Consider the following 15,414-nt stretch of genomic DNA (forward strand, 5'->3'; position numbering starts at 1 on the left):
AAAAAGTTATGGCAAGATATAATATAACAAACAAAAGGTTGTTGGGAACTGTTGCGGTGGCCTTGAGCATTGTGGCATGTACTGATAATTGGGATGAGCACTATAACATGGGTTCTCCTTATGACGGAAACTTGTGGGAAGCAGTTTCATCCAATCCCAATCTGACAAATTTCGCACGCGTCATCGAAGCATGCGGGTATGATTCGTCATTGGTAAGTTCTCAGATGTTTACAGTGTTTGCTCCGACAAACGATTATTTCACTGCAGAGGATGCAAATGCTCTGATATCGGTATACAATGAGCAGAAAGCCAAGCATGTGAAAGACAACGATAACATGACAATAAAGGAGTTTGTCCAAAATCACATCGCCCTTTACAACTATTCCGTATCCAGCTTGAGCAACGACTCAATCGTTATGATGAACGGCAAGTATTTGCCTCTGACTTCCAGTTTTATTGGTGGGTCACAGATGTCGTCGAGCAAAACAGTTGGCAACGGTATCCTGTACACGGTCGACGGTCGGCTGCAATATTCCCCGAATGTGTTTGAATATCTTGAAAAAGATGCAGACCTTGATTCGGTTGCGCGCTTCCTTTATTCTTTCAATAAGTATGAGTTCCAGCCGGCATTGAGCGTGCCCGGCGACATCGTTGACGGCAAGACCCAGTATCTTGATTCCGTTACGACATTGACTAATGAAATTTTTGTAGAGTTGGAAGCCCGTCTCAGTTCTGAGGACAGCACATATTGGATGGTTGTTCCTACCAATGATGTGTGGAGCGCTTTGGTGCCAGAATACGAGAAATATTTCCAGTACGACAAGTCTGTTAACAAGCGTGACTCGTTGCAGTTTGTCAATGCTCGCATGGCCTTGCTCCGTGGAACGATATTCAGTCGTACCAACAACAGTGACCAGTCGGTCAAGGACTCTGCCATGTCTACAAATGCCGTACCGTATGGGATGCGTCGTTTCTTTTATGGCTCAAGTTCAGACAAGTATTACCAATATGAACGTCCGTTCGAGCCGGGTGGTGTCTTTTATGGGTCAACGTCTGACAAATGCAGTAATGGCCTCATATATAAGGCCGGTGATTGGCATATAGACAAGACACAGACATTCTTCCAGACTATACGTGCCGAAGGAGAAAACAATGAGCGCCTCGACTCCGTTGACCAGGCTTCGACAAATGCTCCGTTGGCCATCTACAAGGTGTCGCCAAGTAATAAGTTTTATGATAAGATTTCCGGCAAATCCTATTCAGAGATATCTCCTGCCAGTGGCGCTGCAACTAACATAAAGGCAGTGTTCAACATACCTGGTGTTTTGTCAAACATCGGCTACGATATTTATGTCGTAACAGTTCCTGCTTTAGCCGGCGACACATTGGCTTCTGCAGCAGATCGCCTGCCTACCAAGTTCAGAGTCAGGATGGCTTATAACGACGAGAACGGGAAGCAGCCTGCAAAGGAGTCTAACTGGACTTTGCTTCAGCAGGCTTTGCAGACAACTCCCGATGCTGTAGATACGTTCCTGGTGGCAGAGAATGTCAAGGTGCCGTATTGTTCATGGGGTTCCAACATGCAGCCGCAGGTTAAGATTATCTTCGATACGCGTGTAAGCAACGCTGATGTGAGGAAAGGAGTATTCAACCGTATCCTCCGCATTGACTGCATTGTTTTCAAGCCACATGATGAAGAATAAAACTTATTAACATAACTATAAAGTGACATCAAAATGAAGCTCAATAATATCAGATATAATAAAACACGTTATTGTGTTCCGGCTGGGGCATTAATGCTATGCATGGGGATGTTGGTGTATGCTCCTAATGTGTTGGCCCAGACCGACGAACCAGATGTTGTCATGAAGAAATCCGATACCCCAAAGCAACGGCAGTATACTCTGCGTGCTGTCGAGGGGCGTGTTACAGATGCCGATGGCAACCCTGTGTTTGGTGCAATGGTTAAGGCCATGAATGTCGAGGGCTACAGTACGTTTACAGAGGAAGATGGTACCTACAAGCTTTATGTCCCTGTGTTTTCCAGTTCGTTGATTGTTTCAGAGCCGAAACACAATCCTGTGGTCATCGGGTTGCTTAAGGGCGAGAGGCAATATGATGCAGTAATGCATTCAATGTCATTCACTGCCGACTACAGCGACGAACAGAATGAGTTTGGCGGCAAGAGCGCAACATCGTTCAACTATACGTCTGCCCTGAATGTAAAGGAGGAGATACAAAAGCAGTTGGGCGGAATGGCCTATACCAAAATGCGTAACGGCACACCCGGCATAGGTGGCGACATCTTTATCAACGGCATTAATTCGTTGAATGTCAATGCCCAGCCTCTTGTCGTTGTCGATGGCGTTGTGCTCGACCAGCAGTATGGCCGAACGATGATTCATGACGGGTTTACCAACGACATCCTTTCAAACATAAGCCCGGCAGACATTGCCAAGGTTACAGTGCTTCGCAACGGGACTGCGCTATATGGCGCAAAAGGTGCCAACGGTGTCATACTGATAGAGACACATCGATGCAGAAGCCTGGCTACACGTATCTCTGCCACCCTCTCGGCTGGCGTGACCACCATGCCCAAGTTCATCGACATGATGGATGCCGAGCAGTACAGGGGGTATGCCTCGGAGATGCTGAAGACCACTTTGTCGAAAAACAGGGAGTTCAAGTTCCTTAACAATGATCCAGGCTATTATTATTACAACCAGTACCATAACAAAACCGACTGGAAAGACAAGATATACCGCACGGCCATATCTCAGAGCTATGGCATAACAGTCGAAGGCGGTGACAATGTTGCCACATATAATCTGTCGGTCGGATATACCAAGGCGAACAGCACCATGGAGTATAACGACATGTCGCGCCTTAACGTTCGGTTCAATACAGACATCAACCTGCTCAAGAATCTGTCTGTGAGGTTTGATGCTTCATTTGCCGACATAACACGCGACATAAGGGACGATGGCGCTCCTTCCGGCTATAGCGAAGGCACCCCAACGTCGCCTGCGTTCCTGGCCTATGCCAAGGCGCCGTTCCTCAGCCCCTACGCCTTCGGCCGTGGTGTCATATCCGATTCGCATCTCGATATTGTTCCCGAGAGCTACTTGGACGAGGCATTGGCCAACTATCCTGATTACAACTGGAAACTTGCCAATCCCGTAGCCTTGAATGAGTATGCAGAGGCTTCAAACAAGAACCGCTTTGAAAATTCGCTGTTAAACATATCAGTATGGCCCGAATACCGTTTTTCGCCCAATCTGTCGATAAGCGAGCACTTTAGCTATACATTGGTAAACACCAATGAGAAATACTATATTCCTATCAATGGTGTGCCGTCATACTACGTTGCAGCCGTCAACGGCTTCAGGACCAATGAGGTGCGTTCGCTTTTCTCAAAGCAAAACTCGGTCATGAGCGACACTCGCTTGTCTTGGCATAATAGGTACGACGCACACAACTTAGAGTTGTTTGGTGGTGCCCGCATTTTGTGGGAGTCGTATTTGCTCAACAATCAGTTGGGATACAACACCGGCAGCGACAAAACCCCTTTCATGAGTTCCAGCCTTATGAATGCCAGTTCGTTTGGAACTAAAGACAATTGGAACTCCCTGGCCTGGTATCTGCAGGCAAACTATGATTATATGGGCAAGTATTTCCTGCAGGGCAATGTCACCATTGAAGGTTCGTCTCGTTTCGGAAGCGAGGCTTCCGGTTTAGACCTGTTTGGTGCCAGATGGGGTGTGTTCCCGTCGGTGCAGGCATCGTGGGTGGTGACCAACGAGCCTTGGATGGCCAAATCCTCGGTGTTCGACTATTTGCGCCTGTCGGCAGGTTACGACGTCAGCGGAAACGACGACATCGACTACTATGCCGCGCGTAGCTACCTGAGGTCAAAACTGTTCCTCCATGCACTGTCGGGCTTGTCTATCGATGGCATTGGCAATACGCAGATAAAGTGGGAGACCACGCGCCGCGTCAATATCGGACTCGATGCAAAAATGCTCAGCAACCGTCTGTCGTTGTCGTTCAACCTGTATAAGTGCTGGACGAGCGACCTGCTGACCATGCAGAGCATCGGTTTCTTGTCCGGCCTCGATTCCAACTGGTCTAATGGTGGGAAGCTTGAGAATGTAGGGCTTGATGTAGCTGCAATGGTCAAGGTCATCTCAAATTGCAATTGGCAGTGGGAAGTAGGAGCCAGCATGGGGCACTATAAGAACAAGCTGACCGAGTTGCCAGACAACAAGACACACATTGACAACGAGATGTATGGTGCAGTAATACGTTCGGAGGTTGGCTCGCCCGTCAATATGTTCTACGGCTACAAGACCGAGGGTGTGTATTCAACGTCAGAGCAGGCAAAGGCTGCCGGATTGTATGTTCTTGACGCCAATGGCGTGACTAAGCATTATTATGGTGCAGGCGACATGATTTTCGTCGACAGGGATGGAAACCACGAGATAAATGAGAACGACCGTTTCATTATCGGTGACCCCAATCCTGATATTTTCGGCAATATTTCCACATCATTGTCATATAAGAACATCAGACTTGATGTTTGTTTCAATTACAGTCTGGGCAATGACGTTTATAACTATATGCGTTCGCAGTTGGAGGGAGGCAGCCGTTTCATTAACCAGACCACCAACCTGCTTGGCAGGTGGCAGTCAGAAGGCCAGGTGACAAACGTGCCGAGGGTTGTGTTCCAGGATCCTATGGGCAACTCGCGTTTCAGTGACCGTTGGATTGAAGACGGTTCGTATCTTCGTTTGAAAACAGTGACCTTGAGCTATCGCCTGCCAATTAGCTCGCAGTACATACAAGGCCTCGAGTGTTGGATACAGGGCAACAAACTTTTGACGCTGAGCAAGTACCTCGGTTCCGACCCGGAGTTCTCTGCCACGACATCTGTCATAGGGCAGGGCATAGACTGTGGCCAGCTGCCGCAAAGCGCCTCGTTTGTTGCCGGTGTGAGAATCAATTTGTAAAACATAATAATAAACGAAAATATGAAAACGAAATATCTGCTGTTTGGCGGGCTTGTTGTCGCATCGTCTCTGTTGTCGGCATGTAGTGATTTCTTCGACCAAGATTCCGACCACGTGATTTTTGCCGATGATTATGAGTTAAACAAGTCGTCGGATACCATCTACTCACTTACCGGAATAATGTCAAAGATGCAGGCTTTGGGCGACCGCACCGTCCTTCTTGGTGAAGTCAGGGGTGATTTGGTTGACGTTACAAATTCTGCAAACGCCGATTTGCGAGAGTTGGCACAGTTTGACGTAAGCGACGGGAACAGGTATAACAGCCCCAAGGACTATTATGCTGTGATCAACAACTGCAACCTCTACTTATCCAAGGCTGACACGGCTGTTAGGAACAGTGCCAACAAGTCGTTGTTCATCAAGGAGTATGCAGCAGTAAAAGCCTATAGGGCATGGACCTATCTGCAGCTTGCGTTGAATTATGGAAAGGTGCCATTTTATACCAAGCCAATAACGACGAAAGAGCAGGCCGAGGCAAAATACCCGGAAAAGGATATCGTTGATTTGTGCAATACACTTGTTGCCGACATCGCTCCGCTGGCCGAGGTCGAGATGCCCGGGTTAGGCAATATCGGTATTACCGACAGCCGTATGCTGTACTTCCCGATATATGTGTTGTTGGGCGACCTTAATCTGTGGGCCGGAAATTACAAGGAGGCTGCCATGGCTTATTATAAGTACATCACCACCGCCAACGGTAGCAATTCGTATTTCCCCATCACTTCACGCAGTGTGATGTGGAACGGCCCGGAGTGGGTATCTATCGGTGACAATTGGAGCAACATGTTCAACTCGGAGATTTTTACCAACGACCGTGAGATAATTACGATGATAGCCGGCGACTCCATACCTTCTGAAGGCAACTACAGTCAGTTGCGCAATATATACAACAGCAGTGCAGACAATGATTACAAGGTCAGCCTTGTTCCATCTGAGTCATTGAAGGAGTTGTCGCAGCGTCAGGTTTGGTGTTATTTGGCAAACAACGGACGTGATACGGTGTATGCTCCTTCAAACCTCACGAGAAATCGTGCCGGCGACTTGAGGCTTGTTTCCTGCTGGAGGTCATATCAGTCGGTTTATGAGGGCAACACTGTGACGAGGCAGGTCGTCAGCAAGTTCCTTACCAGAAACATCCACGTTTACCGTCGGGCTACTGTTTACCTGCGTCTTGCCGAGGCGTTGAATCGTGCCGGCTACCCGCATTTTGCCTACGAGATATTGTCGGAGGGGGTTAACAACAAAGTGATTGAGCGAGATGTGCTGCCGTATTGCAAGACCCCGGCAGACTCGGCTTTCGTCAAGTCTTTCAATTTCCCGTACAGTTCCAATTCGGGCTACATCGTGCTTGATGCCGGGGCGGAACATTCGTACAATACCATTGGATTGCATTCGCGTGGTTGCGGCCAGAGCCAGTACAACAAGTACTATCTTATGCCCGATGATTCCACCCTCAGCGAAAAGGAGCGTCTGGACTATCAGATACGCAAGGTAGAGGACATGATTGTCGACGAAGGTGCCTTGGAGTTTGCTTTTGAGGGCGTTCGTTATTACGATTTGTTGCGTGTGGCCCTCAGGCGCAATGACCCAAGCTATCTTGCTGACCGTATTTACGCCCGCAGGGGGGCAGAGCGCATAAGCGAGGTCAAGTCGGAAATAAAGGCAGACCTTACCGACAGGGCTAATTGGTTCTTGTCGTGGAATGGTAAGTTGGGTATTAAGTGACGCTTGTCTAATAAACATAATGAATTCACTATGCGAATGAATATGTCATATAGATGGGCAATACTGTCCCTCGGCCTTCTTGCCGGTTCGGTTGCCGAGTCGGCCAATAAGGTGGTGACTGTTGGCCAAGTCACCTCGGATGTGGTTATTGCCGATGATGTTGATTATCACATAACAGACAGTGCCCCGTTTTCCATGACGGGCAGCATCAATATAACGGCCGTTGACCATGCCGTGGTTGTGTTTGACAATGTCAAGCCGTCAAGGCTGCTTGCCTTTCTGCCTCATGTCAGAATCAACGGCCAGGAAGCCGTCAACAATAAGACATGCCAGGTAAAGATATACAACCAGGGGGCCATGATACTGCCATACGGCAGCGACCTCAGGCCGCTCACTGTTTACAGCGGCCAGAATTTCACGGGCGAGGCGGTCAATGACTTCAGGCTCGAGAGCAGCGGTGGCTTCATGAACACGCTCAGCGACGGCAAGCTTAACAACAAGATACGCAGCTTCAAGTTGAAAAGGGGCTATATGGTCACTTTTTCAACCCGTGCGGGTGGTTATGGCTACAGCCGTTGCTTCATAGCCGACACCGAAGACTTGGAAATGGCTGAAATGCCCGCAATACTCGACCGCAGCATATCGTCATACCGTATCTTCAAATGGAATGACGCCAGCAAGAAGGGTTTGGCCAATGATACGCGTTCTGGTTCGAATGATGCCTTGAACACAACATGGTGCTATTCGTTCGGACTGGGCGAAGACACGGGCATCGACCGTGAGTGTGTGGCCCACCATATTTACGAGGGCTGGCCGTCGGTGGCCGATTGCGGAAGAAATGGATATACCACTTCGGCGCCTACGATGAAGACGAACAACGAGCCGGGCAACAAGGCCGACGACCATCCGCAGAGCGTGGCAGAGGTGCTGGCAAACTGGGAGCGCCTCATGGCCACCGGTTTGCGGTTGTGCTCGCCGTCGTCTCATGACGGAAGCTTGAGTTGGCTGAAAGAGTTTATTGATTCCGTTGATGCAAGGGGGTGGCGTTGCGATGTGCTTGACGTGCATTCCTATTGGCCGTCAGGCAGTTTCTATGGTCTGCAGTCGTGGTATAACAACTATGGCCGTCCGTTGTGGATATCCGAATGGTGTTGGGGCGCTTCGTGGAATCGCAACGGAGCTTTCAACCCTTCGCTTAGCGACGATGAGGCCAGGAGGCAGAATGCCGACAAGGTGAAAGAGCTGACCGAACTGATGAATGGTTACGGATATGTAGAGCGTTTCTCATACTGGAATTCAGAGGCCGACAGGTCGAAACTGTATGTCAATGGCGTGTTGACCGGTGCCGGCAAAAACTATGCAGCCTTGCCCGGAGTGATAGGATATAACAAGCGTTATGAGTTCATTCCGAAGCTGCCAAAGTCGAAGGGGGCACCGTCGGACCTTTCGTGCCGCTTCAGCGCTGCCGACGGGGTGGCCGTGCTCAGTTGGCACGAGCCTAATGGCGAATACAATAAGAGCATGTTTGTGGAGCGCCGCAAGAAAGGCGCCGCCTGGGAACCCTTGGCGGAGGTCGAGCTGAAAGAAGGTGAAGCCGACTACCGTCTGGAAGATACCGGGGCGTTCGATGGTGCAGAGTATCGCATACATGTGGTTTATGCCGATGGCAAGGATTATTTCACGGCCAAGTCGGCAACGGCTGTTCCCGACAGGTTGGTAGCCGGCGATGCGCTTGTCATAGGCGGGAAAACCTACTACATAGGAGGCAACTTGTTGCCAAACGGCAACTTTGACTTCGGCACATACGGGTGGACCAATGGCGAAGGCAGGCAGCTGTCGTGGCCCGACTTCGAGGTCATGGGCAAGGGCGGATACGACGGCGGCACATATCTGCAGGCATATTCACACCATTCGCCTGACAAGGCCGGTGCCGTCAAGACCGTTGTCGACTTGGAGAAAGGGGCCGACTATTACTTTAGTGTAGCCTCTTATTTCAACGGCATGTCGGTAAACAAGTTGAGCATGACGCGCGATGGTGTCACCGAAGACTCTACCGTGGTTGGAATACCCAACAACGTGGTGTGGTCGAAATATGCAACAGCATTCAATGCGGGTACTTACAGCAAGGCCATTGTCTCACTCGCATATTTAAGGTCGTGCGCCCAGTTTGATCAATTCATGGTTTCGCGGCTGTTTGCTTCAAAGGATGCAGCCATTGCCGACGGGTTGATGGCCGAGGCAAACAGGGCCCGCATGCTGATAGACTTCAACAAAACGCTGCCAAACCTTAACGCCGGCGTCAGTTCGGTGTTGGAGCGTACCGAAACAACTGAGGCCCATTTGAGGGCGTTGGTTGCCGTTGTCGACAACACCATAAAGGCCATCCAAGGCAAGCGCAAGGCCGACTCGCTGGCTGTCTTGGCCGACGCTGCCATCAGCGAAGGGTTTGACGGCAGCGAAAGCCTTGAGGCGTCGATGGCTGTGCTGAAGGAGACATCGTCGGCAGAGACATATCTGAGCGAGGTGGAAAATATGGAAGGCGTGCTTTCGTCGTGCATGCCGTTAAATGCCACCACATTCATCAAATATCCGTCGTTTGAGCAGCAAACCGCCGATTGGGTTCAATCTGGGTCATACGCCGGCGGACAGCAGGGCGTGATGACAGCCGATGGCAAAAAGTGCTGGCGGGCACAGTGGGACGGTTTGGGCGCATCGGAGTCGAACGACAAGTCGATGGCTGTGTCGCAGACAATAGTCAAGGATGCCGACGGCGAATATCTTTCACACGGTTTGTATGTATTGGAGTGCAAGGCGTCGACGGAGCATTATTGCATCACCGACCAGCATTCATACCTGTTGTATAAAGGCGACAGCATTGTCTCGCCGGTATTGTCGGCCGACTACATGGACATCCCCACCATATCGGGGGATGGCAAATGGCAGACATTGACAACACCGCCGGTGTATGTAGGCGACAGGGATACCCTAACCATTGGGTTTGCCGCAACCAAAGCCAACGCCATAGACAATGCGTGGAAGCCTTATGGCGACAATGGTGGTAAGGGCGACATGCGTGAGGGCAGCTGGTGGGCAACCGATTTTGTGCTCCGCCATCTTCCCGTTTATCATTACAAAACCGACGGCAGTGGGTGGTTTACCCTTTGCCTGCCTTACGACGCGGCACCATCCAAGGGGGTAAGGTTTTATCAAATTGCAGGCATCACGCAGGGTAAGTCGCAGATTTGCCTGGAGGAGATTGCCGGCACGCCAGCCGGTGTGCCGTGTGTGGTTTATTCAGACCATGCTGATGTGGTGATTTATGAGACAGGCGAGAAGGTTGCAAGGCGCACGCCCGGCCCCAACGGGCTCAACGGGTTGTTCATAACTTCTGCCACCACGCCCGAGAACGGACTGGTCTTGCAGAATGGCGAATGGGTTGTGCAAAACTCACCCAACAGGGATGAGAGGGCCGCGATTGGCAACTACTCCGCCTACATCAAGAGCCTCGACAACATCAGCGAGCTCGCCGCTTGGAGCGGGGTAACCCTTCCTGTCGGCATGCTTGTGTCGTCAATCAGCAATGCCAAGGCCGACGGGGCCACGCCTGCATATTATTCTCTCGACGGCGTAAGGTACAAAGATGAACCCAAGTCAGGGGTTTATTTGAAGGTAATTAACGGTAAAGCAATTAAAGTAGTGAGATGAACATGATTAAGAACAGACTATTCATGGTTGACAACAAGGCTTTGTCTGTGTTGGCGATGCTGGCTGTTATGTCACTGCGGGTTTTTGCCGGCGACATAACAGTTACCACCGACAAGCGTTTTGCCAGGGGGGCAACGATGGCTTTCGGCCGTATGACCGTTACAGGCTCCGACATCCGTGAGACCGGTTTCTGTTGGGCTGAGACACCGGAGCCAACAGTCGACGACAACAAGACTGTGAAATACCTGTCGAAAAATGGAAAGATATATTGGTTGCAGAACCTTAATCCTTCCACATTATATTATATGCGTGCGTATGCCATTGGCAATGATGGTACTGCGCATTATGGCCAAGTGATAAGGTTTTACACCATACCAATGGGGCGTATAGAATATACCATACGTGATGGTGGCCCCGATGACGCCCGTAACCGAATAGCCAATGCTACCAAGAGCGCCATTGACTGGTGGAACAACCTGACGTCGATTACCGGCTTTTCTACGAGCGTAGGCTATGAAGCCGGGGTGAACACCGCCGATTGCTCTTATGGAGGATGGGTAAGGGTTGGCCCCAACGCCTCGTATCAGCGCACTGGCACTATACTTCACGAGCTGCTTCATGGCGTCGGCGTCATACCATGGGCCGACACGGAGTGGAGCCGCCACAACCTAAGGGCTTCGGTCAACGGCGATGGCTATGGCACAGGTGCATGGTTGGGCGACCGTGTGACTGAGGTGGTAAGGTTTTTGGAAAACAACAACTCTGCAAGGCTTAACGGCGACTACCAGCATCTGTGGCCATACGGCATAAACGGAGCGCACGAGGACGACGGCTCCGAGGTGCTTTATATAGGCAACAGCCTTGTTTGCCAGGCTCTCGGTGAGGACGGACTGCAGCATACCGTGTCGAGCTTTGCGCGCCCGTACCATGCGTTCAACCATGAAGAGGGCAGGAAATACTACATCAAGAACGAGTCGGTTGACTGCGGGCTGTACGACTCTTACCTCATGGTGGCCGCCAATGGGGCGCTGGCCTGGAAGAAGATGTCGGCCGAAGAGGCCGCAGGCAACGACAGCGCGGCATGGACAATCACGTTTACGCCGCAAAACCAGTACTATCAGTTGAAAAACGTTTCTACCGGCAGGTATATGAGTTATGCATCTCCCGGGCCCGGGGGCATAGCCACGTCGGCAGTGGCGGTGCCTGCGACGGCAGAAGATTTCCAGCTCATGCGTGGGCGGAATGACATATATGCGGGCATGGCCAGATTGTCGAACCGCGGATATTGGATAGTTCACCCCGAAAGCAATTGGACGCCAAACTGCCTGCAGGCTGCCCCCGGCGGAGCAACGGCGGCCGCCACTTTCAACATCTCAAACTCTGCTGAAAGCCAACGGTGGCTGATACTGTCTGCCGACGACATCGACGAGGTAAGCACTGCGTCGGTAAATGGAATCAAGTCGGAGATAGAAAACTCAATATCCGAGTTGGAGAGGCTTGTTGCCGTGCCCCATATAGAGAATGTTGCCGGGCTTGACGCCGACATGGCTACGGTTGTGGCACGGGCGCGCGAGGTCGTGGGCAGTTCCGACGACATGGCTGAGTTGGAGTCGGCCAGGGACGGCCTGCGCGAAGCAGTGGGCACATTCCTCAACAGCGTGGCGGCCAAGAGCGCCGACGAGCCCTTTGACCTCACATACATGATGGCCAATCCGGGCTTTGAGACGACCGACGGCTGGGCCGTGTCGCCTGTTGTCAATTATTCGTGCGGCGAGTTTTACAGCAAGGCCTTCGACATGAACCAAGTCTTGGCCGGTATGCCAGCAGGCACGTACAGCCTGCGTGTCAAAGGCTTCCAGCGTCCCGGGTCGGCTTCCGACGTTTGGGCAAAATACTCTGCCGGGCAGAGCAAGGTGACGGCATTCATGTATCTGTGGTCTGCAGTCAAGCGGTTGAGCAACATCTGTGCGGGCGCTTCTGGCAGCAGGTTGGGCGGAAGCGAGTCTGCCGTCGGTGCCCCTGCCATGTATATACCCAACGACATGCAGTCGGCAAGCATATACTTCTCGAAAGGGATGTACGAAAACGAAGTGGTGTATGACAACCCAAACAAAGGCGGCTCATTGAAACTGGGCATCCGTTCGGCAAGTATGCCTGATAAGTATTGGTGCATTTTTGACGACTTTCGCTTGTATTTCTATGGAAAGGAGTCGTCGACGTCACTCGGCATCGATGATGTCGATGCCGGCAGGGCCTGTCGTTCGTCGGGCATTTATTCGTTGGATGGCCGTCTTGTCGGTAGCGATGCTTCTGCGTTTGAGCGCCTTCCCAAAGGCATCTACATCGTCAACGGTATGAAAGTAGTGAAGTAGGGGCGCCCGGTCTATTGTGCCTAAAGCATTGACGTCGGCGTTTGGCCCATGCCCGCAATCGTGGCTACGCACGGGCAGCGACTGTTTGTCTTGGCTTGCGGCAATGCCGCGCGTTCAAGACGGGTGGTTGCGTAACGTCAAACGTGCCGTTTCATTTGTCGGAACGGCACGTTTTGAAGTCTCAAACGGCAGGCTTTGCAATTCGTTGGCAACCAGGCTATTGCAACCTACCGTCTCCGTCGGTTTAAGAGGAGGCAAGAGGCATGCCTGTGGATGGGCGTACTGGGCGCCTGAAAACGCTACGGTGGAGGTAAGATATTGGTTTCTAAATGATTTTTGTTCAGTTGTTTGTGGTTATGGTCTTGCCTGCGAAAAGGTAAGACCATAACTTTTTCTTTATCTGCGGGGGTGGGGGCGGGATGGCGTGTCCCGTCGTATTCCGATGACTGCAACACGTTATCTTGTGGCGTGGAATCCCTCGAGGTTTGCGTGTTTCTTGCGCATCATCCTTGCATATATGTTATGCAGCCACAACTTGTGGGTCACGGTAAACACCAACCCTGCGACCGTCATTATCAGTAGCGATGTTTCCTTGCCTACAGCGAGGGCAATCAGCTGTATGGCAGCTATCGGGGCAATGAACGAAACAATGCCTATCATGGCCGGGATGGCATTGTTGGAGCCCGGCCTTCCTATTGCAGTATTGTTGAGAGGCATTGTCTGCCGGTTGTTCACTGCCAGTTGGAAGAGGATGAAATAAATCGGCCCGGTGGTTGTGAACAACCCGGCAAAGACCAATGACGGTGGCAGCTTGCCCGAAATCATGGCCGGCAGCAGTATGGCCAGCGGCACGGCCAGCACCATGCAGTAATAGTAATATTTTGCCTTGAGCAGTTGGTAGGTGCTCTCTTTGTGCGTCATGAGCATGTCGATGTAGTTTCCCTCGGCTCCCATAATTCTTGTCAGGTTGACTATACCAAAAAAGATGAAGCAGTAGAAGCAATAGGTGGTCTGCGAGAAACTGTCGTTGTCGTAGATGGTGGTAAATGTAATCATCGCGCTCAGTAGCGACATTAGCAATATGCCCTGCATGAAATTGCGCTTGATGGCTTTGTTGCGCATCGTGCTTTTAATCTCAAGTTTCATGTATTCGCCGGTTATTCCCCATTTCTCGGGCAATGTTATCTTTGTCGCGGCCTTGCGCTTAGTGCCGTCGCCTGTGGCTTCTTGCGTGGCGGAACACAGCAAGACGTGACGGTTGGCCACAAACAGCATCGCGAAGCATGCCATGTATGCCAAGATAGAAACCGGCGTATGTCCGTGTGCGACAAAGAAGTCGAGAATGGCCTCGGGGGCGTCGCTTGTCGACGCCATGCCGGCGGCAGCCATCGGCATGGCGTATGCCATGGCAGGCAATGCCCACCAAGCCAGGCTTTTGTTTGTCAGGGAGCGCACCAACAGTTGCCACAGGCAGTTTGTCTCTATCAGAAATTGGCAGACCAGCGCAATGCCCGCTGCCTCTGGCAGGGGTGCCACGCCCATGGCGGCAACAGTGATGCAGTGTGGAATGAAGAGGCATAGCCAAACGAAATTGTAGCCTGCCGCGAGCGAAGAGAGCAGCAAGCTGTCTATCACTTCAGACCGTTTGACCGGGAGGATGAGATATGGCGTAATGTCGATGGGCTTCTTTCGGGATGCAAAGCGCATCGAGAAGTCTACAATAAGCACAAACGGCATTACGCCCACGATGGTGTACGGGCCAATGTCTTTTGCCAAGAAGCCGAGGCCCACACCGCATGCCGAAAGGTAAAGGCATGCGAGTGCGGCCCCAAACCATTCCAGCATCTTCGACCACCGTGAGCCTGACGCCGGGTTGCGGCGCTCGCCCAGTCGCATGATGCCGAGAAACAGCCGTATGCGCTGAGCCCTTGTCATCTGAGGTCAATTATTTCGGCCTTCGGATAAGCTTTTGCGTTGAATGTGAATGTCGCGTCATTCAGATTGGCTTTCTTGAAGTTGCTTATTACTATAGTGCTCCAGTTTGCCCCTTGACGCATCTTGATTTGCGTTGGCACATAGGTCGACTTGTTTACCGTGATGTACATTTCCTGAATCTGGCGCGACTTGTTGGTCGCTGTCAGGTGAACCTGGTAGTTGGTGCCAACGGTCTTCATCTTATACGTAAACCCGGTTCGGTACATATTGATGAAGTTGTAGGGATTGATTGCCTGTAGTTCGCCTTCGGTCGGAGTGTTTATGTTCACCTCGTTGCTTCTGGCCATGTAGGTCCACTGGGTAGTACCGTCAAACCACACGGTGGCCGCCGGTGTGGTAGTCTTAAACTTCCGGCCTTTTATCGCAATGCTTCCTGTAGTATTGCCGTACTGGCTACTTGCGATGCGGAAGCTGGCCGAAGCCCCTCCCTTGTTGCTCACCACGGCAGCTACTTTGTCGAGCACCGCTTTGGCCGGTTGGGCCATTGCCCCACAGCTTAGTGTAATCAAGGCTATCAAAGCAAGAATGTTTCTTTTCATATACTTTTC

General features: G+C 51.4%; 7 protein-coding genes. 5 read left to right on the plus strand and 2 right to left on the minus strand.

The window, feature by feature from the left end; all coding sequences use genetic code 11:
• Positions 1-8: 8 nt before the first annotated feature.
• From H6B30_RS02630 to H6B30_RS02650, 5 genes are all read left to right on the plus strand, one after another.
• On the plus strand, positions 9-1,703 hold the full coding sequence (locus H6B30_RS02630; protein WP_205107625.1) for a fasciclin domain-containing protein: 1,695 nt from the start codon (positions 9-11) through the stop codon (positions 1,701-1,703).
• Positions 1,704-1,865: 162 nt separating this feature from the next.
• The gene (locus tag H6B30_RS02635; RefSeq protein WP_239483459.1) at positions 1,866-5,009 is read left to right on the plus strand and encodes a SusC/RagA family TonB-linked outer membrane protein; all 3,144 of its coding nucleotides are present in this window, start codon (positions 1,866-1,868) and stop codon (positions 5,007-5,009) included.
• 21 nt (positions 5,010-5,030) lie between these two features.
• The gene (locus H6B30_RS02640) at positions 5,031-6,794 is read left to right on the plus strand and encodes a RagB/SusD family nutrient uptake outer membrane protein (RefSeq protein WP_205107629.1); all 1,764 of its coding nucleotides are present in this window, start codon (positions 5,031-5,033) and stop codon (positions 6,792-6,794) included.
• Between the two features lie 36 nt (positions 6,795-6,830).
• Positions 6,831-10,499: a glycosyl hydrolase gene (locus H6B30_RS02645; protein ID WP_205107631.1), complete on the plus strand. Its 3,669-nt coding sequence runs from the start codon at positions 6,831-6,833 to the stop codon at positions 10,497-10,499.
• Between the two features lie 2 nt (positions 10,500-10,501).
• Complete coding sequence (locus H6B30_RS02650; protein WP_205107633.1) at positions 10,502-12,871, plus strand: ricin-type beta-trefoil lectin domain protein; 2,370 nt, start codon at positions 10,502-10,504, stop codon at positions 12,869-12,871.
• Between the two features lie 456 nt (positions 12,872-13,327).
• Here H6B30_RS02650 and H6B30_RS02655 read toward each other — a convergent pair whose 3' ends face one another.
• Complete coding sequence (locus H6B30_RS02655) at positions 13,328-14,806, minus strand: DUF5687 family protein (RefSeq protein ID WP_205107635.1); 1,479 nt, start codon at positions 14,804-14,806, stop codon at positions 13,328-13,330.
• On the minus strand, positions 14,803-15,405 hold the full coding sequence (gene lolA1, locus H6B30_RS02660) for an outer membrane lipoprotein periplasmic chaperone LolA1 (protein ID WP_205107637.1): 603 nt from the start codon (positions 15,403-15,405) through the stop codon (positions 14,803-14,805). The genes H6B30_RS02655 and lolA1 overlap by 4 nt, the downstream gene beginning before the upstream one ends.
• Positions 15,406-15,414 lie beyond the last annotated feature (9 nt).

Origin of the sequence: Marseilla massiliensis, from assembly GCF_016899955.1 — a bacterium.
Taxonomy (GTDB): domain Bacteria; phylum Bacteroidota; class Bacteroidia; order Bacteroidales; family Bacteroidaceae; genus Prevotella; species Prevotella intestinigallinarum.

Coding starts and splice junctions, on each gene's coding strand:
- H6B30_RS02655 (WP_205107635.1), bottom strand. CDS start 14,806: ATGACAAGGGCTCAGCGCATACGGCTGTTTCTCGGCATCATGCGACTG.
- lolA1 (WP_205107637.1), bottom strand. CDS start 15,405: ATGAAAAGAAACATTCTTGCTTTGATAGCCTTGATTACACTAAGCTGT.
- H6B30_RS02650 (WP_205107633.1), top strand. CDS start 10,502: ATGATTAAGAACAGACTATTCATGGTTGACAACAAGGCTTTGTCTGTG.
- H6B30_RS02645 (WP_205107631.1), top strand. CDS start 6,831: ATGAATATGTCATATAGATGGGCAATACTGTCCCTCGGCCTTCTTGCC.
- H6B30_RS02630 (WP_205107625.1), top strand. CDS start 9: ATGGCAAGATATAATATAACAAACAAAAGGTTGTTGGGAACTGTTGCG.
- H6B30_RS02635 (WP_239483459.1), top strand. CDS start 1,866: ATGAAGAAATCCGATACCCCAAAGCAACGGCAGTATACTCTGCGTGCT.
- H6B30_RS02640 (WP_205107629.1), top strand. CDS start 5,031: ATGAAAACGAAATATCTGCTGTTTGGCGGGCTTGTTGTCGCATCGTCT.